Annotated in this window: 21 protein-coding genes; all 21 read left to right on the forward strand. The window is 62.1% G+C overall.

Annotated elements, in window-relative coordinates; genetic code table 11:
* Window positions 1-8: 8 nt before the first annotated feature.
* Window positions 9-2,180 (forward strand): polysaccharide biosynthesis tyrosine autokinase, encoded by a 2,172-nt coding sequence (locus tag IMX17_RS03560; RefSeq protein ID WP_046896625.1) that lies wholly within the window; start codon window positions 9-11, stop codon window positions 2,178-2,180.
* 4 nt (window positions 2,181-2,184) lie between these two features.
* The gene (locus tag IMX17_RS03565) at window positions 2,185-3,474 is read left to right on the forward strand and encodes a flippase (RefSeq protein WP_033643437.1); all 1,290 of its coding nucleotides are present in this window, start codon (window positions 2,185-2,187) and stop codon (window positions 3,472-3,474) included.
* Complete coding sequence (locus IMX17_RS03570) at window positions 3,464-4,312, forward strand: ATP-grasp fold amidoligase family protein (RefSeq protein ID WP_046896727.1); 849 nt, start codon at window positions 3,464-3,466, stop codon at window positions 4,310-4,312. The genes IMX17_RS03565 and IMX17_RS03570 overlap by 11 nt, the downstream gene beginning before the upstream one ends.
* Window positions 4,313-4,446: 134 nt before the next feature.
* Window positions 4,447-5,352: a glycosyltransferase family 2 protein gene (locus IMX17_RS03575; RefSeq protein WP_046896626.1), complete on the forward strand. Its 906-nt coding sequence runs from the start codon at window positions 4,447-4,449 to the stop codon at window positions 5,350-5,352.
* Window position 5,353: 1 nt separating this feature from the next.
* Window positions 5,354-6,409: a glycosyltransferase family 4 protein gene (locus IMX17_RS03580; RefSeq protein ID WP_182264284.1), complete on the forward strand. Its 1,056-nt coding sequence runs from the start codon at window positions 5,354-5,356 to the stop codon at window positions 6,407-6,409.
* A 10-nt stretch (window positions 6,410-6,419) separates the two neighbouring features.
* Window positions 6,420-7,163, forward strand: coding sequence for a glycosyltransferase family 2 protein (locus tag IMX17_RS03585; protein ID WP_046896628.1), 744 nt, complete (start codon window positions 6,420-6,422; stop codon window positions 7,161-7,163).
* Window positions 7,160-9,040 carry a carbohydrate-binding protein CenC gene (locus tag IMX17_RS03590; protein WP_193549337.1) on the forward strand — a complete coding sequence of 627 codons (1,881 nt, stop codon included), beginning with the start codon at window positions 7,160-7,162 and terminating at the stop codon, window positions 9,038-9,040. The genes IMX17_RS03585 and IMX17_RS03590 overlap by 4 nt, the downstream gene beginning before the upstream one ends.
* Window positions 9,041-9,052: 12 nt before the next feature.
* Complete coding sequence (locus IMX17_RS03595; protein WP_147880028.1) at window positions 9,053-10,039, forward strand: glycosyltransferase family 2 protein; 987 nt, start codon at window positions 9,053-9,055, stop codon at window positions 10,037-10,039.
* Between the two features lie 45 nt (window positions 10,040-10,084).
* The gene (locus IMX17_RS03600) at window positions 10,085-10,987 is read left to right on the forward strand and encodes a glycosyltransferase family 2 protein (protein ID WP_046896631.1); all 903 of its coding nucleotides are present in this window, start codon (window positions 10,085-10,087) and stop codon (window positions 10,985-10,987) included.
* 279 nt (window positions 10,988-11,266) lie between these two features.
* Window positions 11,267-15,028, forward strand: coding sequence for a nitrate reductase subunit alpha (locus tag IMX17_RS03605; RefSeq protein WP_193549338.1), 3,762 nt, complete (start codon window positions 11,267-11,269; stop codon window positions 15,026-15,028).
* Window positions 15,025-16,569, forward strand: a complete 1,545-nt coding sequence (narH, locus tag IMX17_RS03610) for a nitrate reductase subunit beta (RefSeq protein WP_046896633.1) — start codon at window positions 15,025-15,027, stop codon at window positions 16,567-16,569. Before IMX17_RS03605 ends, narH begins: the two co-directional genes overlap by 4 nt.
* Window positions 16,566-17,288, forward strand: coding sequence for a nitrate reductase molybdenum cofactor assembly chaperone (gene narJ / locus IMX17_RS03615; protein ID WP_046896634.1), 723 nt, complete (start codon window positions 16,566-16,568; stop codon window positions 17,286-17,288). The genes narH and narJ overlap by 4 nt, the downstream gene beginning before the upstream one ends.
* Window positions 17,289-17,290: 2 nt before the next feature.
* Window positions 17,291-17,968: a respiratory nitrate reductase subunit gamma gene (narI, locus tag IMX17_RS03620; RefSeq protein ID WP_193549339.1), complete on the forward strand. Its 678-nt coding sequence runs from the start codon at window positions 17,291-17,293 to the stop codon at window positions 17,966-17,968.
* A gap of 273 nt (window positions 17,969-18,241) precedes the next feature.
* Window positions 18,242-19,249 carry a 3-oxoacyl-[acyl-carrier-protein] synthase III C-terminal domain-containing protein gene (locus IMX17_RS03625; protein WP_193549340.1) on the forward strand — a complete coding sequence of 336 codons (1,008 nt, stop codon included), beginning with the start codon at window positions 18,242-18,244 and terminating at the stop codon, window positions 19,247-19,249.
* Window positions 19,246-20,262 (forward strand): NAD(P)-dependent oxidoreductase, encoded by a 1,017-nt coding sequence (locus IMX17_RS03630; RefSeq protein ID WP_193549341.1) that lies wholly within the window; start codon window positions 19,246-19,248, stop codon window positions 20,260-20,262. Before IMX17_RS03625 ends, IMX17_RS03630 begins: the two co-directional genes overlap by 4 nt.
* A complete protein-coding gene (locus IMX17_RS03635; RefSeq protein WP_182264291.1) occupies window positions 20,255-21,061 on the forward strand; it encodes an MBL fold metallo-hydrolase in 807 nt (268 codons plus the stop codon). Before IMX17_RS03630 ends, IMX17_RS03635 begins: the two co-directional genes overlap by 8 nt.
* Window positions 21,058-22,344 carry a F390 synthetase-related protein gene (locus IMX17_RS03640; RefSeq protein WP_182264292.1) on the forward strand — a complete coding sequence of 429 codons (1,287 nt, stop codon included), beginning with the start codon at window positions 21,058-21,060 and terminating at the stop codon, window positions 22,342-22,344. Before IMX17_RS03635 ends, IMX17_RS03640 begins: the two co-directional genes overlap by 4 nt.
* A complete protein-coding gene (locus tag IMX17_RS03645) occupies window positions 22,341-22,958 on the forward strand; it encodes a phosphatase PAP2 family protein (RefSeq protein ID WP_182264293.1) in 618 nt (205 codons plus the stop codon). The genes IMX17_RS03640 and IMX17_RS03645 overlap by 4 nt, the downstream gene beginning before the upstream one ends.
* Window positions 22,955-24,088, forward strand: coding sequence for a sterol desaturase family protein (locus IMX17_RS03650; protein WP_182264294.1), 1,134 nt, complete (start codon window positions 22,955-22,957; stop codon window positions 24,086-24,088). The genes IMX17_RS03645 and IMX17_RS03650 overlap by 4 nt, the downstream gene beginning before the upstream one ends.
* Window positions 24,081-25,163 carry an acyl-CoA desaturase gene (locus IMX17_RS03655; RefSeq protein WP_193549342.1) on the forward strand — a complete coding sequence of 361 codons (1,083 nt, stop codon included), beginning with the start codon at window positions 24,081-24,083 and terminating at the stop codon, window positions 25,161-25,163. Before IMX17_RS03650 ends, IMX17_RS03655 begins: the two co-directional genes overlap by 8 nt.
* The gene (locus IMX17_RS03660) at window positions 25,160-26,245 is read left to right on the forward strand and encodes an acyl-CoA desaturase (protein WP_193549343.1); all 1,086 of its coding nucleotides are present in this window, start codon (window positions 25,160-25,162) and stop codon (window positions 26,243-26,245) included. The genes IMX17_RS03655 and IMX17_RS03660 overlap by 4 nt, the downstream gene beginning before the upstream one ends.
* Window positions 26,246-26,292 lie beyond the last annotated feature (47 nt).

Below are 26,292 nucleotides of genomic sequence, written 5' to 3' on the forward strand. Positions count from 1 at the left end.
AACAGAAGATGAAGAACAATGCGCTGTCCGTGATGGTGGCCGAACAAGATGAAAAGCTGGAGTGGGAGCGTCTGGTAGGGCCGCTTTGGGATAACCGCTGGCGGATCGCCGTCGTGACCGGCGTGGCCGGCGCGCTGGGTGTCGCCTATGCCCTGTTGGCGACCCCGGTGTATCAGGCCACGGCGGTGGTGCAGGTGGAGAAACAGCTGTCCGGCGACTCGCTGCTGCGCGAAACGCTGGACAGCTCTATGGGGCAGAATTCGGCGACGCAGGATGAAGTGACGCTGGCCAAGTCGCGCTACGTGCTCGGTAAAACGGTGGATGCCCTTGGTCTGACGGTGCGCGTCGAGCCGGACTATTTCCCGGTATTCGGTAAAGGTTTTGCCCGACTGAGCGGCGAAAAGGCGCCGGTGCTGGACATCACCACGTTGACGACGCCGCCGGAAATGGAGGGCGAAGCGCTGACGCTGACGGTGCGCGATGGGCAGCATTACGAGCTGAGCCATGACGGCGCCAAATTGTTCAGCGGCGCGGTCGGGCAGCCGGTGGCGCAGGGCGGATGGAACATGGCCGTCTCGGCGCTGGACGCGGCGCCGGGCGCCAGCTTCACGGTGGTCAAAGTCGCGCGTCAAAAAGCGGTAGACGATCTGCGCAAAAACCTTGACGTGGTGCCGGGCGGTAAAGACAGCGGCATCATGACCTTTACGCTGCCGAGCGAAGATCCGCTGCGCGCCGAGGCGGTGCTAAAGAACATCACCGACAACTACCTGCAGCAGAACGTGGATCGCAAAACGGAAGAGGCGCAGCGAATGCTGGCGTTCCTGCAAGAGCAACTGCCGCAAACGCAAACCTCGCTTAACAACGCCGAAACCCAGCTCAATCAGTTCCGTCAGCAAAACGACTCGGTGGATCTGTCGCTGGAAGCCAAATCGGTGTTGGACACGCAGGTGCAGCTCGAAGCGCAGCTCAATGAACTGACCTTCAAGGAAGCGGAGATCTCCAAACTCTATACCCGTGCGCACCCGGCTTACCGGGCGCTGCTGGAAAAGCGCGCCACGCTGGAAGCGGAAAAGGCGCGGCTGGGCAAACAGGTGCAGACGCTGCCGAAAATGCAGCAGGAGATCCTGCGTCTCACCCGAGATGTGCAGGTGGATCAGCAGGTTTACATGCAGCTGATGAACAAGCAGCAGGAGCTGAGCATTAGCAAGGCCGGTACGGTAGGCAACGTGCGCATCATCGATGAAGCGGAAACCGCCATTCGGCCGATCCAGCCGCAAAAGATGCTGATCGTGCTGTTGGCGCTGCTGCTGGGCGCCGGGGGCGCCGCCGCGGTGGTGCTGTTGCGTGCGGCCTTCCACCGCGGCATCAATGATATCGATACGCTGGAGAAGCGGGGCATCAACGTCTACGCCACCGTGCCGCTGTCGCCGTGGCAGGTGAAGCGCAACCGCGAGCAGCGTCATCTGTTGCCCAAATCCGGCGGCCGGCGCCTGCCGATCCTGGCGGTGGCCGAGCCGACGGATCTGTCGGTGGAGGCAATCCGCAGCCTGCGCACCAGCCTGCATTTCGCCATGCTGGAAGCCAAAAACAATATTCTGATGGTCTCCGGCGCCAGCCCGGAAAGCGGCAAGAGCTTCACCAGTACCAACCTGGCGGTGGTAGTGGCGCAGGCCGGGCAGCGGGTGTTGCTGATCGACGCGGATATGCGCAAAGGCTTTCTGCATCGCTGGCTGGCCGAGGATGGACATCGCGGTTTGTCCGACATGCTGGTGGGCGACGTGATGGCGGAACAGGCGGTGCGAAAAACCGCCATCGCCAACCTGGACTTCGTGCCGCGCGGCCAGGTGCCGCCGAATCCGTCCGAACTGCTGATGCATCGCCGCTTCGCCGACTTCCTGCGCTGGGCCGGGCAAAACTACGATCTGGTGCTGATCGATACGCCGCCGATTCTGGCGGTGACGGATGCGGCGATCGTCGGTCATCACGCCGGCACCTCGCTGCTGGTGGTGCGTTTTGAAGTGAACACCGTCAAGCAGATCGAAACCAGCATGCGCCGTTTCGAACAGAATGGGGTGGCGATCAAAGGCGTGATTCTCAACGGCATGGTGAAAAAATCCGCCGCTGATGCGGGTTACTACGCCTTCGCCTATCCGAGCCATCAGGAAGAAAAGGTGCCGTAAGCGCATGAAAGCGATGCTGATGAACTCTTTGTGGTTAATGCTGGAGCGGGTATCGCTGAGTCTGTCGGGGATTTTCGTTTCGGTGTACGTCGCGCGCTATCTCGGGCCGGCGCAATACGGTTTGATTAACTACTTGCTGTCGGTGATCGCCATCGCCGTGCCGCTGGTGCAGCTGGGGGCGGACGCGGTGCTGTTCAACCGCGTCGCCAAACGGCGCCGGAGCGGCATGCGGCTGATGCTGGCTTCGATGCGCATCCGCCGCCAGCTGTTTGCGCTGATCGCGCTGCCGCTGATGGCCTGGACGCTGTTGACGCAGGATCGCACCAACCAAATCATGATGCTGCTGATGTTGATCAGCGCGTATTTCTCCGTGCAGGACGTCTACAAAATCTATTACGACGCGCTGCTGAAGTCGAAGTTGAACACGTTGATCAACAACGTCGCGCTGTTGCTGTCGATCGTGATGCGGCTCGGCCTGGTGTACGCGCAATTGCCGCTGGTGTGGTTTGCGCTGCCCTATGTGCTGAGCAGCCTGCTGCCTTATGCGGTGCGCTGGGTGCTGTTCCGTCGCGAGCAGGCGCAGATGCCGGCGATCAGCGGCAGACACAAACGGCGCTACGGCCGCTACCTGTTCAGCGTCGGCTTGCCGCTGGCGATCTCCAGCCTGTCGATCGTCATTTATACGCGCATCGATCAGATCATGCTGGGCAACTATTTGGGAGAACACAGCGTCGGGCTTTACAGCGCTGCCATCACGCTGAGCCAGGGGTGGGTATTCGTGCCCATCGCGCTGATCATGTCGATGATGCCAGGCGTGGCGAATGCCGGTTCGGAGCAGGAACAAGAGGCGCGCATTCGCCAGCTGTATCTGATGGTGCTGGTGCTTTCGATGCCAGTGATCGCGGTACTGTCGCTGTTTCCGCAGCAGATAGTCGCGCTGATGTTCGGCGAAAGTTACCGGCAAACGGCGACCATTTTGGCGCTGTGCTCGGTGACATCGCTGTTCTCGGTGATGGGAACGGTGTCTTACCGCGCCATCGTGCTGTTCAGCGGCTATCGGTTCATCGCCATCAAAATGCCGCTGGCGGCGTTGGCCAACGTGGTGATGAATTTCATCCTGATCCCGCGTTACGGGATCATGGGCGCGGCGATATCGACGCTGATCACGGAGTTTATTTCATTCTTTGTGCTCAACAGTTTTTTCAGAGGAGGAAAAATTACGCGTTTGCAGGTGACTTGCTATCGGTGTTTTCCGCAATTAATAGGGAAGGTACGAGAAATATATGTTAAATAATCTGGTGAAAGGGTTATACCGACGTATGCCCGATGCAATATATCATCAGTTAAAATACGCAATGTTTTTCCGCAAGGTGCCGCATCTGGCTCATCCGGTTGGGTACAGCGAAAAACTGATGCGTAGGAAAGTTTATCCACTGGCGATATATACGCAGCTATCCGATAAATATCGGGTGAGAGAGTATATCGAACAGCTATGGGGTAAAGAGTATTTGATCGATCTTTACGCGCACGGCAAAGAGTTTACGGAAGAGATGTATCAGCAGTTGCCCGAGTCGTTTGTGATTAAAGCCAACCATGGCAGTGGGTATAACAAGTTGGTATTTGATAAAAGCCAAACCGGTTATAACGAACTGCGGGTGTTGACCAACAGTTGGCTGCGGCAAAGTTTTTATCAGGTTTATCGCGAGCGGCATTATAAAGATATTCCACCTTGCATCATGGTGGAAAGAATGCTGATCGACGAAGGGCAAATACCGAACGACATCAAGATCCACTGTTTTAATCTTGACGGTGAGGTGCGCTTCTTTATTCAGATCGATTATCAGCGCTTTATCGATCATCGCCGCGATTTCTTTGATGCGGACTGGAACCGCACCGAGATCCGCATGGGCGTGCCGAACAGCGACGTGCCGATGCCGCGCCCCAGCGGGCTCAAGGAGATGCTGCGGCTGGCGCGCCAGGTGGCGGAACAATTCTCGTACGTACGCGTCGATTTTTATCAGGTGCAGGATCGCATTTATTTTGGCGAGCTGACTTTCACCCCGGGGGCCGGATTACAACGGCTGATGCCAGAAACAATTGAACAAGAATGGGGAGGGTATTTTCATACGTAGCTGAAACAGGCCGTTGGCTGCGCGTACTCGACCCGAGGCGGGGGGATAACCGGGCAGGGATATGCTGCGATAACAAACTTTTTCTCTGGCATCAGGCTGTACTCGCCAGTTGATAATAGCTTTTGAGGTATTAAATGGACTTATCAATTGTTATTCCCGCTTTTAATAATTCAAATCATCTCGCCGCCACGCTGGCGCGCATGACCCATTATTGCGCCGGTTTTGATTATGAAATCATCGTGGTCGATTATTCATCGGAAGCCGGTGAGTCGGAAAAGATACACGGACTGTTGGCGGCGAATCATCGCGCCCGGCTGCATGAAAGCCGGGTGCGCGGCAATATCGCCATCGCCTGCAATATCGGTTTTCGCCTGGCGCGTTCTGAGGTGGTTTTTTTTCTGGAACCGGAAGATATGTTTGGCACCAATTATATCATCCGGCGCTTGAGACGGCATGAGGACACGCGGATCGATATCGTGTTCGGCAATTACACCACGGTCAACGACAAGAACGTGCGCAGCTACGTGTTTAATTATCAAGAGGGCGTGGCCGGGGAAGATTTCTTATTTATCGAGATGGGAGATATTCGCACCTCGACCATCAGCGTACGCAAGAAACAAGACCGGCGTTTTTTATTTCCGGAGTTTCTGGCCCGTTACCAGGACTGGGGGTTTTTGGTCAACGCCACCAACCTGGGCGCACGGGTGGTTCACGATCAGGGCGGTGGGGTGTTCATCCGCTGCGGCGATGAGGATCTGAACCGCTGCCGATTGAACATCGACGCCAGCGAACGCTTTATCGACACCTATCTGCAGGCCAGCGGCCGCTATATCAGCGGCTTTGCCAGTAAACACCTGCTGGCTTCGCTGTACAGCGAAGATCTGCAGGCTTTCAACTACTACTCATCGCGCATGGAGCGCCACACCCTGAGCGGCAAATTCAAGGCGATCAAGCTGTATGGCGACTGTCTGGCCAGGCTGGGACTGTTTCCATTGGGGGGGAGGCTGCTGCGCACGGCCCGCGAGGGATTACGGAGGTGACATGCAACCGCGGAAAATCGCAATTGTAATCGAAGACATCGGCGGCAAAGGCGGCACCGAACGGGTGGCCAGCAGCCTGGCCAATGCGCTGACCACCCGCTTCGGCCACCAGGTCGAACTGATATCCATCTGCGGGGATCGGGCGTTCTATCCGCTGGAGACGGCGGTGACGCTGCGCTTCATGCGCGGCAAGACGCTGCTCTGGCCGTGGCGCCTGGCGCTGTCCTTACGCCGCGGCCGCTATGACGCCATCATCACCGTCTCGATGGGGAAACTCTCGGTGATCATGGTGCCTTACCTGCGGCTGTTATGTCCCGGCAGCCGGTTGGTGCTGAGTGAACATGTCAGTTTCCACCAGTATCCGTGGCCGATGAAGTGGCTGAAGGTGCTGATCTACCGGCTGGGCGATCGCACCGTGCTGCTGACGCAAAAAGATCTGGCGAATATCGGCCGCTGGGTGCCCGCCCGCAAATGTCGGGTGATTGAGAACGTGTCGCCGTTTCCGCTGCGGGCGCCGCATCCGGAACAGCAACGGCCGGTGGCGCTGGCGGTCGGCCGACTGTGCCACCAGAAAGGCTTCGACCGGCTGATCGCCGCCTGGCGACAGGTGGCGCAGCAGGCGCCGGAGTGGCGGCTGCACATCGTCGGCGATGGCCCGGATCGGGCGGCATTGCAACGGCAGATCGCCGATTACGGGCTCGACGATCGGGTGCAGCTGCTGCCGGCCACCGCCGATATCGCCGGGCATTACCGGCAGGCGAGCCTGTTGCTGATGACCTCTCGCTACGAAGGCCTGCCGATGGTGCTGATCGAAGCCATGAGCTTCGGCCTGCCGCTGGTGGCTTTCGACTGTCTGACCGGCCCGGCGGAGCTGATCGACGATCGCGAAAACGGTTATCTGGTGGCGGACGGCGACGTCGACACCTTCAGTCAGCGCGTCCTGGCGCTGATCGGCGACGGCGAACTGCGTCGCCGCTTCTCCCACCGTGCGTTGGAAAAGGCGCAGCGGTTTGTGCCTGAACGTATTTACCCCCAGTGGCAAGAGCTTATCGTCTGAGGTAATCATCATGGAAAAAGTGTCCGTCATTATGCCGGCTTATAACGCCGCCGGTTTTATCCGCGAGTCGATCCTTGGCGTATTGAATCAAACTTATCAGGACTACCACCTGTATGTGATTGACGACGCCTCCACCGACAACACCGCCGAGGTGGTCAAGCCGTTCATTCACGATCGGCTGACCTACATCCGCAACAACGTCAATCAGGGGGTGGCCGAAACGCGCAACATCGCCATTGAGGCGGCGCGCGGCGACTACATCGCGTTTTGCGACAGCGACGATGTTTGGCACCCGAATAAGCTGGCCCGCCAGGTCGGCATCCTTAAAACCCAGCGTTACGACGTGGTCTGCTCGCACTATTACACCTTTGAGAATGACCTGGCGCAGGTGAAAAATTACCGCGGCGCCGGGGAGATCATCGCCTACCGCGACATGTTGAAAAGCAACTGGATCGGCAACCTGACCGGCATGTACAACCAGCGCCGGGTCGGCAAGGTCTACCAGCGCAAGGTCGGGCATGAAGACTACGTGATGTGGCTGTCTATTCTGGAGCGCGCGCGCAATCGCCTGGCGTACTGCATTCCGGAGCCGCTGGCGTTTTACCGGCTGTCCGCCAATTCGCTGTCCGGCAACAAGATCCGCGCGGCGGACTGGCAGTGGCAGATCTACCGTCGTCATCTGGGGCTCTCTTATCAAAAATCCTGCTACCTGTTCTTCTCCTACCTGTACAGCGCGGTGATGAAAAGACAATGACCAGCAAAATCTTGAACGCAGCCTGCGTGCTGATCGGATGCGGGCTGGCGGCTCAGGCCGGGGCGGCGGGCTGCGAGACCAATCTGCTGACCAACCCCGGCTTTGAGCAGGGACAGACGGGCTGGTCGCTGCCGCCGGCCAAGGTGGTCCCCGGCGGCCGCAGCGGCCGCGCCAGCCTGTACTACAGCAATCCTGACCCGGCGGAGTATCACCAGATGCTGCAAACGCTGCAGGTGAAAGCAGGGCAGACGATCGCGTTCGGCGTGTGGGTGCGCGGCGATAACCTGCGCGGCAAAGGCGATCAACCGGGCGCCGGGGTGTACGTCGAAAGCTATGACGCCAAGGGGCGCCACCTGGCCGGCAGCTACCCGCAAGGCCTGCTGGGCAGCAGCGGTTGGCAGCCGGTGGAGGGCAGCTTCACCGTGCCGGCAGAGGCCACCACCACCGTACTGGGGCTGTATATGCGCAAGGGCACTGCCGGCAACGCCTGGTTCGACGATGCTTACGTCTGCAGCCAGCCGACGGCGCCGGCGTTGTATCAGATGCGCGCCGGTGGGCAATCGGCCTCCAGCCTGATCGAAGTGCAGCAGCCTCAGGAAGTGCAGGTGGAAAGTACGCTGCTCGATAGCCAACGCACCGCCGTGCGGCAGGAGAGCCGCCGCTACCATGTCGCCGAGCGTCAGCGCGTAGAGTTCTCGCTGCCGGCCAACCTGGCCGCCGGCGAGTACCGCCTGCAGCAGCAGGTGACGGACGTGGCGTCGAAGCACAGCCGGAGCAGCGAAATGCCGGTCAGCATCGGCGAGGCGCCGCCGAAAGTGGCGCTGGACGAGCAGGGCTATACGCTGCGGCAGGGCAAGCGCTTCTTTCCGCTGGGCATCTACATGTACGGCAACATGGCGACCGATGAACATCTGGCGCGCATCCGCGACGCCGGTTTCAACACCGTGCTGAATTACAACTACGGCGCAGGGCGCGACCCGTACGCCTATTTCCGCAAAACGCAGCAGTACGGGCTGCAGGTGATTTTCTCGCTGAAGGATTTCTACCCCGGCCTCGACTCTGCGCCGAAAACGCGCCTGAGCTACCCGCAGCTGACGGCGTCTTATGTGGAGAAGTTTAAAACTCAGCCGAACCTGCTCGCCTGGTACATCAACGATGAGCTGGCGCCGAAGTACGCGCCGCAGATAGAGCAGATGCATCTGCAGGTGAAGCAACAAGACCCTGACCATCTGACCTTTCAGGCGCTGAATCAGACCGGCGCGCTCAACGCCTATTTCAACAGTTCCGACGTGTTGGCCAGCGATCCTTATCCGGTCGGACGCGATGCCGATATGACGCGCACGCTGGAATACTCACGCCTGACGGTGCAGGTGGCGCGTCAGGCGAAGGGCGCCTGGCTGGTGATGCAGATCATGGATCACGCCGCCTATGAGCCGCACCGCAAACCGCGCCAGCCGAGCGAAGCGGAGATCCGCAACCAGGCCTGGCTGGGGCTGATCGGCGGCGTCAAAGGGCTGCTGTTCTACTCCTATACCGACCTGTTCTACAAGCGCCGCAGCGGCGATTTCAACCAACAGGAATTCGACGGTATCTGGCAAGGGGTTGCCCGCGTGGCGCAACAGATCGACAGCTTCACGCCGTACCTGCTCTCGGGCGAAAGCGCGACGTTGTCCGGCAACAACACCGCCGTACCGGCGCGGCTGTTTATCGACGGCGAGCGCGGCCTGGTGCTGATCGCCAACCCGTACTATCGGCCGATGGCCGCCCGTTTTGACCTGCCGCCCGGCTGGCGCTGGCAGGGGCAGCCGCAGATCGACGCCAAATTGCCCGCGGTGGGCAGCAGCGCGCTGTGGGTGCAACGAGACACTAATCAATAAGGATACCCGTTCATGACTATCACGCTAAGCCTGATCGTCCCGGTGTATAAGGTGGAAGCCTACATCGAAGCGTGCCTGGATTCGGTGCTGAGTCAATTGCCCGACTGGGCGGAAGTGATCCTCGTCGATGACGGCAGCCCGGACGGCTCCATCGCCGTCGCGCAAGAGGTGCTGTGCCGTTATCCGGCGTTGAAAACGCAGGTTAGCATCCTGCGCCAGGATAACCAGGGGTTGAGCGCCGCGCGCAACGCCGGGATCGCCCATGCCGAAGGCGAATATCTCGGTTTTCTTGACTCCGACGACGTGCTGTTGCCGGGCTATTTCAGCATTTTGGGGCGCCTGCTGGCGGATAACCCGCAGGTGGAGATCGTGGCGTTCAACGCCCAGCGCTTCTCGCGGCTGAAAAACGGCAAGATAGAACCGGATGGCCTGATGGCGATCGTGCCCGGCAACGCCGCGCCACAGGAGCGCGAGCCGCATATGGCGCTGCTGGCGGACAGTTTTAACCGCAGCCTGTGGTACGCCTGGGCGCGGATTTATCACCGTTCGCTGTTCAACGACGCCGCGTTTCCGGCGGGGCGCAACTTCGAGGATATCCAGCTGATCCCGCAGCTGTATCTGAAAGCGAACCGCATCGTGGTGTGCGACACGCCGTTGATAGGATACCGCGCTAACCCCAACGGCATCACGCGCGCGCCGAAGCGGCGGGATTTGGACGATCTCGATTACGCCATCGAGCGCGCTGACAGCGGGCGTCGCCGCGAGGGGGGGAAGGGATTCCACTCGGTGCTGTTCGTCACCACGCTGAAGGCGCGCCTGCTGGTCGGGCTGGATTTCTTCGGCCTGCGCGACGCGCTGCGGGAAACCGCCGAGCTGAAACGGCGTTATGCCCGGCTGCGGGCGGAGGAGCGGCAAATGCTCAGCCGCAAGAACCGCCTGTTCTACCGCAGTCCGCTGGTCTACTACCTGATGGCCAGTCTCTACAACCGTTTCGGGTGAATCTGACCGTGCCCGAACGACGATAAACCCGCGTGGAAACCCATTATGAGTATCAAAGTCAGCGTCATTATTCCGACCTATGGCCGCAGCGAACTGCTGGCGCGCGCCATCGACAGCGTCCTGGCGCAAACCCATCAGCCGGTAGAGATCGTGGTGGTGGACGATAATCCGCCGGACCATCCGCAGCGCCAGGCCACCCGCGAACGGCTGGCCGGCTATATTGCCGCCGGGCAGATCGTCTATTGCCCGCGCGCGCGCAACGGCGGCGGGGCGCGGGCGCGCAACAGCGGCATCCTGCGCGCCACCGGGGAATACCTCACTTTTCTGGACGACGACGATTACTACCACCCGGAGAAGATCGCCCGTCAGCTGGCCTTTATGCAGCGCGGCGATTACCCCGTCAGCCTGTGCGATATGGATATTCTGCAGGACGGCCAAATCAGCGCCGAGCGCTATTACCGCGCCCGCTGCGACGGCCTGGAGGACTTCATGCTGGCCGGCGTCGCTTACACGCCGATGATCATGCTGCGCCGCGAGGCGGCGATCGCGGTGCGCGGGTTCTTCAATACCCCGCGTTATCAGGATCATATATTCATTTATCGCCTGCTGGCGGCGGGCATGCGCATCGGCACGTTGCACGAGCGCCTGGCGGTGCATAACGATCACGACGGTGCGCGTATTACCTCCAGCCCGAAAGGCATCATCGGCTATCACAACAAAATGCAGTTCGAGCGCCGGTTGATGCCGCAGATTTCGCCGCGGGCGCGCAAGGTGATGCGGCTGCGCCACACCTGCATCACGTCGCGCATCATCACCGACAGCCGAAGCCGTCTCGGCGGCGTGCTGCACGGCATGAAGGGCATCATCTACGTCAACAGCGGGGTGATGGCCGGCGTTTACATGAAGAATATTCTGCGCAACGTCTTCTTCCGCGGCGTCCCTTTCTGAAACCTGACGCGGGGTTTTCCCCCGCGTCCTACCCCCAAATACCCCGTCTTGCCTCCCGCCCGTTCGCCTTTATCTTGAAATTCTGATTTATTCGTTTTAATTCAATCAATTAATCCTATTTCTCACCCCTATACTTTGGTGGTATTTCCCGCCCGGCGCGCGCGTCGCCGCCCGCTTTCTCTTGATCGCAATCAATTTGCCGTCGGTTGGCCGTCAGTAGGCTGGCGGCAGATTGAGCATGTCTTCTTATAACGACAAGAGCCTTCAGGAGCATTCCGGATGAGCAAATTTTTAGACCGTTTCCGCTATTTCAAGCAGTTGGCGGAGCCTTTTTCTGGCGATCACGGCCAGACCTTGAACACCAACCGCGACTGGGAAGACGGCTACCGCAGCCGTTGGCAGCATGACAAAGTGGTGCGTTCCACCCACGGCGTGAACTGTACCGGTTCCTGCAGTTGGAAGATCTACGTGAAGAATGGTCTGGTGACCTGGGAAACCCAGCAAACCGACTATCCGCGCACCCGCCCCGATCTGCCCAACCATGAACCGCGCGGCTGCCCGCGCGGCGCCAGCTACTCCTGGTATCTGTACAGCGCCAACCGGCTGAAATACCCGCTGATGCGCAAGCGGCTGCTCAAACTGTGGCGCGAGGCGAAAGCGCAGCACAGCGATCCGGTCGCGGCCTGGGGATCGATCGTCGGCGATGCGGAAAAAGCCAAAAGCTACAAGGTGGCGCGCGGCCGCGGCGGCTTCGTCCGCTCCAGCTGGCAAGAGGTCAATGAACTGATCGCCGCCGCCAACGTCTATACCGCCAAAACCTTCGGCCCGGACCGTATCATCGGCTTCTCGCCGATCCCGGCGATGTCGATGGTGTCCTACGCCGCCGGCGCCCGTTACCTGTCGCTGATCGGCGGCGCCTGCCTGAGCTTCTACGACTGGTATTGCGATTTGCCGCCGGCTTCGCCGATGACCTGGGGCGAGCAGACCGACGTGCCGGAGTCCGCCGACTGGTATAACTCCTCCTACATCATCGCCTGGGGCTCCAACGTGCCGCAGACGCGCACCCCGGACGCGCACTTCTTTACCGAAGTGCGCTACAAGGGCACCAAAACCGTGGCGGTGACGCCGGACTACGCCGAAGTCGCCAAGCTGTGCGACCATTGGCTGAATCCTAAGCAGGGCACCGACAGCGCGATGGCGCTGGCGATGGGCCACGTGATGCTGAAAGAGTTCCATCTCGATCGCGAAGTCGGCTACTTCCGCGACTACGTGCGCCGCTATACCGACATGCCGATGCTGGTGCTGCTGGAACCGCGTGAAGGCGGCCATTACGCCGCCGGTCGCCTGCTGCGCGCCGCCGATCTGGTGGACGGATTGGGCCAGGAAAACAATCCCGAGTGGAAAACCGTTGCTATCGACGGCCGCAGCGGCGATCTGGTGGCGCCGCAGGGCTCCATCGGTTTCCGCTGGGGCGAGAAGGGCAAGTGGAACCTGGAGCAGCGCGAAGGCAAGTCGCAACAGGAAGTCGAGCTGCAGCTCAGCCTGTTGGGCATGCATGACGAGGTTGCCGAGGTGGGCTTCCCGTACTTCGGCGGCGCCGACAGCGAGCATTTCAACAGCGTGGCGCTGGACGAGATCCTGCTGCACAAGCTGCCGGTGAAACGCCTGCGGCTGGCGGACGGCAGCGAAGCATTGGTGACCAGCGTGTATGACCTGCTGCTTGCCAACTACGGCCTCGAGCGCGGGCTGGGCGACGCCAACTGCGCCGCCGACTATGACGAGGTCAAGGCTTACAGCCCGGCCTGGGCCGAGCAGATCACCGGCGTGTCGCGCCACAACATCATCCGCATTGCCCGCGAGTTCGCGCAAAACGCCGAGAAGACCCACGGCCGTTCGATGATCATCGTCGGCGCCGGCGTCAACCACTGGTATCACATGGACATGACCTACCGCGGCCTGATCAATATGCTGATCTTCTGCGGTTGCGTCGGCCAGAGCGGCGGCGGCTGGGCGCACTACGTCGGCCAGGAAAAACTGCGGCCGCAAACCGGCTGGCTGCCGCTGGCGTTCGGCCTTGACTGGCAACGGCCGCCGCGCCACATGAACAGCACCTCGTTCTTCTACAACCATTCCAGCCAATGGCGCTATGAAACCGTCAGCACCGATGAGCTGCTGTCGCCGCTGGCGGACAAATCGCGCTTCGGCGGCAGCCTGATCGACTTCAACGTGCGCGCGGAGCGCATGGGCTGGCTGCCGTCGGCGCCGCAGCTGGGCGCTAACCCGCTGCGCCTGGCGGAGCAGGCCCGTGCCGCCGGCCAGTCGCCGGTCGAGTTCACCGTTGACAGCCTGAAGAGCGGCGCGCTGGGCTTTGCCGCCGAGCAGCCGGACAATCCGCAGAATTTCCCGCGCAACCTGTTCGTCTGGCGCTCCAACCTGCTGGGCTCTTCCGGCAAGGGCCATGAATACATGCTCAAATACCTGTTGGGCACCGAGAACGGTATCCAGGGGAAAGATCTCGGCCAGCAGGGCGGCGTGAAGCCGCAGGAAGTGGAATGGCGCGAACAGGGCGGCGAAGGCAAACTGGATCTGGTGGTGACGCTCGATTTCCGCATGTCGAGCACCTGCCTGTATTCCGACGTGGTGCTGCCGACCGCCACCTGGTACGAAAAAGACGACATGAACACCTCCGACATGCACCCGTTCATTCATCCGCTGTCGGCGGCGGTCGATCCGGCCTGGGATTCGAAGAGCGACTGGGAAATCTACAAGGGCATCGCCAAAGCCTTCTCCGAGGTGTGCGTCGGCCATCTGGGCCAGGAAACCGACGTGGTGACCTTGCCTATTCAGCACGACTCCGCCGCCGAGCTGGCGCAGCCTTACGGCGTGCAGGACTGGAAGAAAGGCGAGTGCGAACTGATCCCCGGCAAAACCGCGCCGCACATCATCGCGGTGGAGCGCGATTATCCGGCCACCTACGAGCGCTTTACCTCCCTGGGGCCGTTGATGGACAAACTGGGCAACGGCGGCAAAGGCATCAGCTGGAACACCCAGACCGAGGTCGATTTCCTCAAGCAGCTTAACTACGTCAAGGCCGACGGCCCGGCGGCGGGGCGGCCGAAGATCGAGAGCGCGATAGACGCGGCGGAAGTGATCCTGTCGCTGGCGCCGGAAACCAACGGCCAGGTGGCGGTGAAAGCCTGGGAAGCGCTGAGCAACGTCACCGGCCGCGATCATCGGCATCTGGCGCTGAACAAGGAAGACGAGAAAATTCGTTTCCGCGACATTCAGGCGCAGCCGCGCAAAATCATCTCCAGCCCAACCTGGTCCGGCCTGGAAGACGAACATGTCTCCTATAACGCCTGCTACACCAACGTGCACGAGCTGATCCCGTGGCGCACTCTCAGCGGCCGTCAGCAGCTGTATCAGGATCACGAGTGGATGCGCGCCTTCGGCGAAAGCCTGCTGGCGTACAGGCCGCCGATCGACACCCGCGCCGCGCAGCCGCTGCTCAACAGCAAACCGAACGGCAACAAGGAGAAGGCGCTGAACTTCCTGACGCCGCACCAGAAGTGGGGCATCCACTCCACCTACAGCGACAACCTGCTGATGCTGACGCTGTCGCGCGGCGGCCCGATCGTCTGGCTGAGCGAAGACGACGCCAAAGATCTGGGCATCGCGGACAACGACTGGATCGAGGCCTTCAACGCCAACGGCGCGCTGACGGCGCGCGCGGTGGTCAGCCAGCGTATCCCGGCGGGGATGACCATGATGTACCACGCGCAGGAGCGCATCGTGAATCTGCCTGGCTCGGAGATCACCAGCCAACGCGGCGGCATCCACAACTCGGTGACCCGCGCCTGTCCGAAGCCGACCCACATGATCGGCGGCTATGCGCAGCTGGCCTACGGCTTCAACTACTACGGCACCGTCGGCTCCAACCGCGACGAGTTCGTGGTGGTGCGCAAGATGAACCGTATTGATTGGTTGGACGATGAAGGCAACGACTACGCGCAGGGCAGTCAGCAGGAGAACAACAAATGAAAATTCGTTCGCAAGTCGGCATGGTGCTGAATCTGGACAAGTGCATCGGTTGCCACACCTGTTCGGTCACCTGCAAGAACGTCTGGACCAGCCGCGAAGGCATGGAATACGCCTGGTTCAACAACGTGGAAAGCAAACCCGGCGTCGGCTATCCGCACGCCTGGGAAGATCAGGAGAAGTGGAAGGGCGGTTGGATCCGTAAAATCAACGGTAAGCTGGAGCCGCGTATGGGCAGCCGCGTCGGCGTGCTGGCGAAAATCTTCGCCAACCCGGATGTGCCGGCGCTGGACGACTACTACGAGCCGTTCGATTACGACTACCAGCATCTGCACACCGCCAAACAGGGCAAACACCAGCCGGTGGCGCGCCCGCGCTCGGTGATCACCGGCCAGCGCATGAACAAGATCGAAAGCGGCCCGAACTGGGAAGAGATCCTCGGCGGGGAATTTGAAAAGCGCTCGCAGGACAAGAACTTCGATAACCTGCAGAAGGCGATGTACGGCCAGTTCGAAAACACCTTCATGATGTATTTGCCGCGCCTGTGCGAGCACTGCCTCAACCCGGCCTGCGTCGCCACCTGCCCGAGCGGGGCGATCTACAAGCGCGGCGAAGACGGCATCGTGCTGATCGATCAGGACAAGTGTCGCGGTTGGCGCATGTGTCTGACCGGCTGCCCGTACAAGAAAATCTACTTCAACTGGAAGAGCGGCAAGTCCGAGAAGTGCATCTTCTGCTACCCGCGCATCGAAGCCGGGCAGCCGACCGTCTGTTCGGAAACCTGCGTCGGCCGCATCCGCTATCTCGGCGTGCTGTTGTACGACGCCGATCGCATCGAGCAGGCGGCGGCGGTGGAAAACGACAAGGATCTGTACCAGAGCCAGCTCGATATTTTCCTCGATCCGCATGACCCGAAGGTGATTGCTCAGGCGCTGGCGGACGGCGTGCCGCAGGGCGTCATTGAAGCCGCTCAGCAGTCGCCGGTGTACAAAATGGCGATGGACTGGAAACTGGCGCTGCCGCTGCACCCGGAATACCGCACGCTGCCGATGGTGTGGTACGTGCCGCCGTTGTCGCCGATTCAGTCGGCCGCCGACGCCGGCGAGCTGGCGCACAGCGGCGTATTGCCGGACGTCGAGAGCCTGCGCATTCCGGTGCAGTATCTGGCGAACCTGCTGACCGCCGGCGATACCGAGCCGGTGCTGCTGGCGCTGAAACGCATGCTGGCGATGCGCCACTACAAACGGGCGGAAACCGTCGACGGCGTGGTGGACATCAGCGCGCTGGAGCAGGTCGGTCTGAGCGAAGCGCAGGCGCAGGAGATGTATCGCTACCTGGCGATCGCCAACTATGAAGATCGCTTTGTGGTGCCGTCGAGCCACCGCGAACTGGCGCGCGAAGCCTTCCCGGAAAGCAAAGGCTGCGGTTTCAGCTTCGGCGACGGCTGCCACGGCAGCGACGGCAAGTTCAATCTGTTCAACAGCCGTCGTATCGATGCCATTGACGTGACCGCGAAAACTGCGCGGCCGGAGGATGCCTCATGATCAGTCTGAAAGTGATCGCCCGCCTGCTGGATTACCCGGAGCAGGCGCTGTTTGGCCATCAGCAGGCGCTGATTGAAGCGCTGGAACCGGCCAGCGAGCTGGATCTGCACCACAGCGCGCTGCTGATTCTGTTTATCCGTCGCCTGTGCGCGCGCCCGTTGCTGGACGCGCAGGCCGACTATTGCGAGCTGTTCGATCGCGGCCGCGCCACCTCGCTGCTGCTGTTTGAGCACGTGCACGGCGAGTCGCGCGATCGCGGCCAGGCGATGGTTGACCTGATGGCGCAGTACCGCGCCGCCGGGCTGGAGATCGCCAGCCGCGAGCTGCCGGATTTCCTGCCGCTGTATCTGGAGTATCTGGCCAGCCGCAGCGCGGCGCAGGCGCGGGAAGGGCTGCAGGACATTGCGCCGATCCTGGCGCTGTTGGGCGCGCGCTTGCAGCAGCGCGAAAGCCCGTATGCGGTGCTGTTCGATCTGCTGTTGGCGCTGTCCGGCAGCGATGCGCAGGCGCAGGCGCTGAAGACGCAGGTGGCGCAAGAGGCGCGCGACGATACGCCGCAGGCGCTGGATGCGGTGTGGGAAGAGGAGCAGGTCAAGTTTCTCGGCGAGCAGGGCTGTGCCTCCGCCCAGCAGACGGCGCACCAGCGGCGCTTCGCCGGCGCGGTGGCGCCACAGTATCTGGACCTGACGGATGCGTTAACCGGAACCAAAGGACGCTAATCATGCAATTTTTGAATCAGTTCTTCTTCGACATCTACCCTTATCTGGCCGGCGCGGTGTTCCTGATCGGCAGCTGGCTGCGCTACGACTACGGGCAGTACAGCTGGCGCGCCGGCTCCAGCCAGATGCTGGATAAAAAGGGCATGCGGCTGGCGTCCAACCTGTTCCACATCGGCATTATCGGCATCTTCGCGGGCCACTTCCTCGGCATGCTGACGCCGCACTGGATGTATGAGGCCTTCCTGCCGATCGACGTGAAGCAGAAGCTGGCGATGATCGCCGGCGGCACCTGCGGCCTGATGACGCTGATCGGCGGCGCGCTGCTGCTGAAGCGCCGGTTGACCAACCCGCGGGTGCGCGCCACCAGCAGCGTCGCCGACATCCTGATCCTGACATTGCTGGTGGTGCAGGTGTGCCTGGGGTTGCTGACCATTCCGTTCTCCGCCCAGCATATGGACGGCAGCGAAATGATGAAGCTGGTGGCCTGGGCGCAGGCGGTCGTGACCTTCCACGCCGGCGCTTCTGCGCACCTGGAAGGCGTGGCGCTGATCTTCAAGCTGCATATGGTGCTGGGCATGACGCTGTTCGTGCTGTTTCCGTTCTGCCGCCTGGTGCATATCTGGAGTGCGCCGGTAGAGTACCTGACCCGCCGTTACCAGCTGGTGCGCAACCGCCGCTGAGCCTGACCCCGCCGCCGCCGATCGCCAGCGGCGGCGCTATTCCGATAATTCCCCCGCCGTCTGCCCATTCTCGTCGCCTTGTCGTAAACTCACTATCTCAGTTATGTTACGTTTATGCTTCCGCCGACGGACGTCGGCCTGTGGTAGCCGATAACAAGAGATACCGCCTTGATGAAAGGCATTTTGGGACATAAAAACCGGGGATGATCCGTGTGGCCTTCGCGCCGTACGGGAGAATCGCTTTATGGATAGTCAGGTTAATCAATAACAATAATGACCACACAATTACGCTCACCCGAGCTGCTGCCTCTGAAAATCATCGCCACCGGGGCCGCGTTGCCGCCTAACCGCGTGGCGTCCTCTGCGCTCGACGCTCGGCTGGGGAAACCGGCCGGCTACGTTGAAAAACGCTCGGGCATCGTTTACCGCTATCACGCCGCCGACGATGCCAGCCAGGCTGAACTCGCCGCTGCCGCGCTGCAAGATGCGCTGGCTCGCCGCGCCATTCCGGCGGACTCGATCGATCTGCTGATCTCCGCCTCGGCGATTTCGGTGCAGGCGCTGCCGTGCACTGCCGCGCACATTCTCAAGGTGGCGGGGCTGGCGCCGGGCACGCCGGGCTTCGACATCAACAGCAGCTGCGTCAGCTTTATCTCTGCGCTGCAGGTGGCGGCGGGGCTGCTGAACGCCGGAACGTATCGACGCATCGCCATCGTCTCGGCGGATCTCGCTTCACGCGGCATCGACTGGCAGCACGAAGAGTCGTCGCTGATCTTCGGCGACGGCGCGGCCTGCGCCATCGTGGAGCGCGGCGACGGCGCCAGCGGCATCCTCGCCAGCCTGGTGGAAACCTACCCCGCCGGCAGCGAACTGTGCGAGATCCGCGCCGGCGGCACGCGTCGCAACCCGCGCGCCGGCATGTGTGAGCAAGACTTCCTGTTTCATATGCAGGGCAAGCCGCTGTTTCGCCAGGCCTCGGCGCTGATTGAGGGTTACCTCGATCGGCTGTTGAGCGCCAGCGGCCTGACCCTGGCGCAGATCGCCACCGTGGTGCCGCATCAGGCTAGCCATCTGTCGCTCGAACATATGCGCAAACGGCTGCACGTCTCCAGCGAGGCGCTGGTCGATATCTACCGCCATCATGGCAATCAGGTGGCGGCGTCTATCCCGACGGCGCTGCATGCCGCCGTGACCACCGGGCGCATCAATCCCGGTCAGCCGGTGATGCTGATCGGCACCGCCGCCGGGCTGGCGCTGGCCGGCATGGTGTTGCTGCCATGAGGGTGCTGGTCACCGGGGCGACCAGCGGGCTGGGCCGCAACGCGGCGCAGTGGTTGCTGGAGGCCGGACATCAGGTGCGCGCCACCGGCCGTGATGAACGGGCCGGCGCAACGCTGCGTCAGCTGGGCGCCGAGTTTTGCGCGCTCGATCTGGCGCAGGCCACGCCGCAGCAGTGTCGGGAGCTGGTGACCGACTGCGAGTGGGTCTGGCACTGCGCGGCCAAGTCTTCGCCCTGGGGCGGCAAAGCGGAGTTTCACCACATCAACGCCGCGGCGACGGAGAAGCTGGCGGAGGCGGCCGGGCGCTGCGGCGTGCGGCGCTTCGTGCATATCTCCACACCGGCAATCTACTTCGATTTTCAGCCGCATTACGATCTTGACGAGAGTTACCGCGCCCGGCGCTTCGCCAATCACTATGCCGCCAGCAAGTATGCGGCCGAGCAGCGCCTGTTGGCGCAGGCGAAGATCTATCCGCAAACCACCTACATTATGCTGCGGCCGCGCGGCCTGTTTGGCCCGCACGATCGGGTGATCGTGCCGCGGCTATTACAGCAGCTCGAACGCGACCGCGGGGTATTGCGTTTGCCCGGCGGCGGACAGGCGCTGCTGGATCTGACCTTCGCCCCCAACGTGGTGCATGCGATGGATCTGGCCAGCCGGCAACGCGGATTGCCGTCCGGTGCCGTGTACAACATCACCAACCACCAACCGCAGCGGCTGGTGGAGATGCTGGATGCGTTGCTGCGTCAGGAACTGGGGCTGAGTTACCGGCTGCAGGCCGTGTCCTATCCGCTGCTGCATACGCTGGCCGGCGGCATGGAGCTGTGGGCGGCGCTGAGCGGCAAGGAACCGCTGTTGACGCGCTACAGTGTGGCGGCGGTGCATTTTGACATGACGCTGAGCCAGACCCGTGCGATCGAAGAGTTGGGTTACCGGCCGCGTTATTCGATGGAAGAGGGCATTCGTCTGACCGGCGAGTGGCTGCGGCGGCAAGGAGGCGGGCAGCATGGCTAAGGTCACCGTTTTTGAAGTGGGCTATTGTACGCATATCGGCTGCATGGCGCTGCGCGGCGCCGGATTCCGGGTGTGCAAATTCCCGGCGCGCGCCTATCTGCTGGAGGTGGGGGAGCGCCGCTGGCTGTGGGATACCGGCTACGCGCGTTATTTTCAGCAGCACACGCAGTCGGGGCTGTTCAGCCTTTACCGCCGCATGACGCCGGTCTATTTCGATCCGACCGAGTCGTTGGCGCATCAACTGCGCGAAGCCGGTTACGCCGAGGGGGATATTCAGGCGCTGATCGTCTCGCATTTTCACGCCGATCACATCGCCGGGCTGCAGGATTTCAGCCAACTCGACTTTATTTGCTCCGGCGAGGGCTGGCAGCAAACCCGTGGGCTGCGCGGTTTCGCGGCGCTGAAGCGCGCCTTTATTCCCGGCCTGATCCCGGCGGATTTCGAGAGCCGTCTGCAGTTTATGGAGTCTTTTCCTGCGGTGGCGTTGCCCGCGCTGTTGGCGCCGTTCGATCGCGGTTACGCGCTGCCGGGCAGTGAAGGGCAGATCGTGCTGGTGCCGTTGCCGGGGCATGCGGCCGGCCATATAGGTGCCTTTATCCTCACCGACGCAGGCTGGACGCTGCTGGCCAGCGACGCCGCCTGGTCGCCGCAGAGTTATCAGACGCTGCGCGGGCCTTCGCGCCTGGCCAATCTGGTGATGGACGACGCGACGGCTTACACCCGCACCCTGGAGCGGCTCAACCAGCTGTGGGCGGGCGGCCAGGTCAACATTTTGCTGTGCCATGAGGGGGACCTGTGATCCCCTTCATGACCCTTTGGCACTATTTCCGCGCCCGGCGCCTGCGCTTTGGCGATCGTGCGGCGCTGGAGGCGCATCAGGCCCGACAGCTTGAGGGTTTTGCCCGCCGGGTGCTGAGCAAGAGTCCCTATTTTCAAGGCTTCAGCCGCCGGCCGTTCGCCGAATGGCCGCAGATGGACAAGGCGCTGATGATGGCGCAGTTCGACCGCATGAACACCGCCGGGCTGCGGCGCGATGCGGTGCTGGCCTGCGCGCAGCGCAGCGAGGCGGATCGCGATTTCACGCCGAAGATCGGGCGCTACAGCGTCGGATTGTCGTCCGGCACTTCCGGGCAGCGCGGCGTGTTTGTCGTCAGCCCGCGCGAACAGCAGGTGTGGGCCGGCGGCATGCTGGCGAAAATGCTGCCGGACGGGCTGTCGGCGGGCGAGCGCGTCGCGCTGTTTCTGCGCGCGGATAATAATCTCTATCACAGCGTGAACAACCGTTGGCTGAGCCTGGCGTTTTACGATCTGCTGGCGCCGTTCAGCGGCCACTTGCCGGCATTGGAACGGCAGGCGCCCAGCATCATCGTGGCCCCGGCGCAGGTGCTGCGCGCATTGGCGTTGGCGGTGCTGGCCGGGCAGGTGACGCTGCCGGTCAAAAAAGTGATCTCGGTCGCCGAGGTGCTTGAAGAACAGGATCGCCGCCTGCTGCTGCAGGTGTTTCCGGCGGTCGGCGAAGTGTATCAGGCTACCGAGGGGTTCCTCGCCGCCACCTGCGCGCACGGCACCTTGCACCTGAACGAGGAGTTTTTGCATATCGAGCCGCAGTGGATCGACGAACTGCGCTTCACGCCGCTGATCACCGACTTCACCCGCAGTACGCAGCCGATCGTGCGCTATCGGCTGGACGATGTATTGGTGCTGCGCAAGGAACCCTGCCCATGCGGGCAACCGACGCGGGCGATCGCCCGTATCGAGGGGCGGCGCGACGATCAGCTGATGCTGCCCGATGCGCAGCGGCAACCGCAGGCGGTGTTCGCCGATGCCTGCAGCCGAACGATCGCCAATGCGTTGCCGCTGACCAGCGATTACCGCCTGATCCAGCATGGCGAACGGCGGTTGGAGCTGATTGCCGATTGCAGCCCGGCGGCGTTGGCGCACTGTCAGGCGCAGCTGATGGCGCTGTTCGCTCGTCAGGGCATCGCCACCGATCGCCTCGAATGGCGGTTGACGGCGCAAGCGGTGCTGCCGCAGTTCGATCGCAAGCGGCGGCGCATCGTGCGCCGGGCGGAGGAGTCATGAAAAGCGCACTGTTCAGGCTATGGCACATGCTGCTGGGGTGGGGCACGGTCGGCGTGGTGTATAGCCTGACCGATCGCCTGCAGGGGGCGGGTACCCTGTTGCCGCCGTCGGCGCTTGATCGGGCGATCCCGTTCAGCCCCACGGCCATCTGGCTCTATCTGTCGTTCTTCCTCATCGTCCCGGCGGGCTATCTGCTGGCGCCGCTGCCGCGCATCAAATGGCTGACGCTGGCGATGCAGCTTACCGCGCTGGGCGCCGGGGCGGTTTATCTGCTGTGGCCGACCACCATGGCCTATCCGCAGAACGATGGCGTCGGGATCAGCGCGCAACTGCTGGCGGCGTTAACCCGGGTGGACTCACCGCAAAACTGCCTGCCTTCGTTGCATATGGCGCTGACGGTGCTGGCGGTGTGGGCGCTGAGCGACGGCGAATGCAAAGTGCGCACGGCGCTGTGGATGCTGTGGGGCGTGGCGATCGCGTTCTCGATTCTGCAACTGCGTCGGCATTTGTTTATCGATTTGGCCGGCGGCGCGCTGCTGGCGCTGTTCGCCGGCTGGCTGGCCCTGCGCATGAAAACCCTGCGCCGGCGCGTCGTTAAAGGAGAAATGGGATGAGCGATCTGGCATTGCCGATAGTGTTCATGCTGTTCATCGTGGTGGCCGAGGCGGTGGCGCTGCAGTGGGGGCGTCGCGAGCCGGTCAACTGGCACGATCTGGTGTTCAACCTGAATTCCGGCCATATCATGCTGTGGTTGTTCCGCGGGTTGGAGATCACCTGCTACGGCTACGTGGCCGCGCATTTCAGCCTGGGGTTGCTGGATGCCTGGCCGCCGCTGCTGATGTGGCTGTTCGCCCTGCTGGCGTGGGACTTCGGTTTCTACTGGCTGCACCGTCTGCACCATCGTTTCCGCCTGCTGTGGGCGGTGCACGTGGTGCACCATCAGGGCGAGCACTTTAATCTGTCGCTGGGGGTGCGCAACTCCTGGTATTCGTCGCTGACGTCGATCCCGTTCTTTTTGCTGCTGGCGCTGGCGGGGGTACCGCTGTCGGTGTTCGTTGTGGTCTCTATTTTTCATTACAGCATTCAGCTGTTTAACCACAATGCGCTGACGCCGAAGCTCGGCGTGCTGGAAAAAATCCTGGTCACGCCGGCGCATCATCGGGTGCATCACGTCAAGGACATGGCGTATTCCAATAAGAACTTCGGCGGCAGCTTTATCTTCTGGGACAAGCTGTTCGGCACCTTTTGCCCGGCATTGCCGAGCACGCCGTTCAGCTATGGCGTCGGCGGCGACAGGCCGTCCGCCAACCCGTTCTGGGCGAGCAATCTGCCGTTCCTGCGCTATTTGCGCCTGGCATGGCGCCCGGCGCCGGGCCGGCCACGCGAGCGCCGTTCGGCGCTCAGCGTCTTCAGCGGCGCCATGCTGTTGTTCTCGCTGGTGGTCGGTTACGTCTATCAATACGGTTACGGCTATAGCGACATCAGCTGGCCGCAAATGGCGCTGTTGGCGCTGCTGGCGTTGGGATCGGTGGCGCTGGGCGGCATGACGGAAGGGCGGCGGTGGGCGAGTGCCGTTTGGCTGCTGATCGCGCTGGGCATGCCGCTGCTGTTTATCGGCTATCTCGGTTGGCCGCAGCGCTATTGGCATATCGCCATGGCCGCCGTGGCGTTGCATGCCCTGTGCGTCGCGTTGGGCTGGGGAAGAGTAGCCGCACCGGCCGCCGTGGAGGAACCGCATGGCTGAATCATTGCCGCCGCTGCGTTTTCCCGCCGATGGCGAACAGGCCTTCCACCGCGATCTTAAGCGCGCGGCCCACGCCTGTCTGGCGGGCGATCATCGCTATGCCGATGCCGCGCGATTGGCCAAGGCCGCGCTGTTGCTGGCGTTGTGCGTCGGGTTTTACGCGCTGAGCCTGCTGCAGCATCAGCCCTGGGCGTTTTTCCTCTGCTATTTCCTGTTCGTGACCATGGGCATGCTGCTCAATGTCAACGTCAACCACGATGCTTCGCATAACGCTTTCCTGCGTGCGCCCTGGGCCAATCGGCTGGTGGGGCGGTTGGTGACGCTGCCGCTGGGCGTCGATCCGGACTACTGGCGCACGCGGCATGTGGATTACCACCACGTTTACGCCAACGTCGAACACTACGATCTGGATACCGAAGAGAACGGCTTTTTCCGCCAGACGCCGTTTCAGCGCTGGCGGCCCCATATGCGCTATCAGCATCTGTACTGGCCGCTGATCGCCGCGCTCTCGCTGCCCTATATCGCCTGGATTTTCGATTGGTCCGATCGGCTCGATAAAACGCCGCTGCGGGAAAAACGCGTGCTGGCGGGGCGCGGCGGTTGGGCGCTGTTCGTGCTGTGCAAGCTCGCGCATCTGGCGCTGGTGCTGGTGGTGCCGCTGGTCGTGGGCCACTTGCACGGCATCGGCTGGGGCTGGGTGTTGCTGGCTTACGCGCTCAGCCAGATGTGCGCCTCGCTGCTGGTGGTGTTTTTGCTGTTGGGCACCCATTGGGCGCAGGCCGAGTTTTACCCGGCGCCGACGGGCGACAGCATGCCGCACGGCTGGTATCGGCACAACTTCGCCACCGCCTGCGACTGGCAGCCCGAACCGCGCTGGCTGGAGCATCTGACCGGCGGGCTGAACTATCACCTGACGCATCACCTGTTTCCCGGCTGGAATCACCGGCATTACCCAGCGCTGGCCGCCGCGGTGGCGGAAGTGGCGCAGCGGCACGGCATGGCGTACCGCTGCATCGGCTATCGCGAACTGCTGGCGCAACAACAGCGCTTCTTGCGCCGGATGGGACAGCCATGAAACCGCTGCGTCCGTTAGCCTATCGGCGCGACGACAGCGGGTTGCATCGCGCGCTGATGCAGGCCGCCCAGCATTATCTGGCGACCCACGGCGATCACCGTTTCGCCGACGGCGGCATGCTGGCGAAGGTCGCGCTGCTGCTGGCGCTGTGCGGCCTGTGTTACGGGCTGAGCCTGCAGCAGCATAACGGCTGGGCGTTTTTCGCCTGCTACTTCGGTTTTATCTTTATCGGCATGTTCCTGACGGTGAACGTGGTGCACGACGCCTCGCACAACGCGTTTTTCCGCCGCCCCTGGGCCAACCGCTGGCTGAACGCACTGGTGAGCGTGCCGCTGGGGCTGGATCCCGACTGTTGGCGCGTGCGGCATGTGTTGTTCCACCATGCCCATAACAACATCGAACATTACGATCCCGATATAGACGCCAACGGCGTGCTGCGGCAAACGCCGTTCCAGCGCTGGCGGCCCTTTATGCGCGCGCAGCGTTACTATTGGCCGTTGGTGGCGGCGCTGACTTTTCCGTACTACATCTGGCTGTTCGATTGGTTGGACAGGGCGGGCCGCACCCGCGTGGCGGCGCGCATGGCGCAGCAGGGCGTACGCGGCTGGATCGGGTTTCTGGCGGGGAAGGCGGCGCACCTGCTGCTGGCGCTGGCGATCCCATGTTGGCTGTTGCCGCCGGCGATCGGCATCGGGCAAATTCTGCTGGTCTATTTACTGAGCCAGATGCTTTCTTCATTGCTGTTCGTGATGTTGATCATCGGCACCCACTGGGCCAAGGCCAACTTTTATCAGGCACCGGCGCAGGGCGCGATGCCGCACGGTTGGTATCACCACGTGTTCGCCACCACGTTCGACTGGCAGACTCGGCCGCGCTGGCTGGGTTATTGGCTGGGCGGGGCGAATCTGCATTTGACGCATCATCTGTTTCCGCACTGGAGCCACCGCCATTACCCGGCGTTGAGCCGCATTATCGGCGAGGTGGCGCCGCGTTTCGGCATCGACTATCGCCTGCTGGAGCTGGAGGAGCTGTTGCGTCTGCAGCAACGCTTCCTCAGCGCGATGGGCCGCAAGCCGCACTAGCGTTGCATGCGAATTGTGCGAGGCGTTACGCAGTTCACTAATTGAAC

This window comes from Serratia sp. X3, assembly GCF_014982455.1.
Classification (GTDB): domain Bacteria; phylum Pseudomonadota; class Gammaproteobacteria; order Enterobacterales; family Enterobacteriaceae; genus Serratia; species Serratia ureilytica.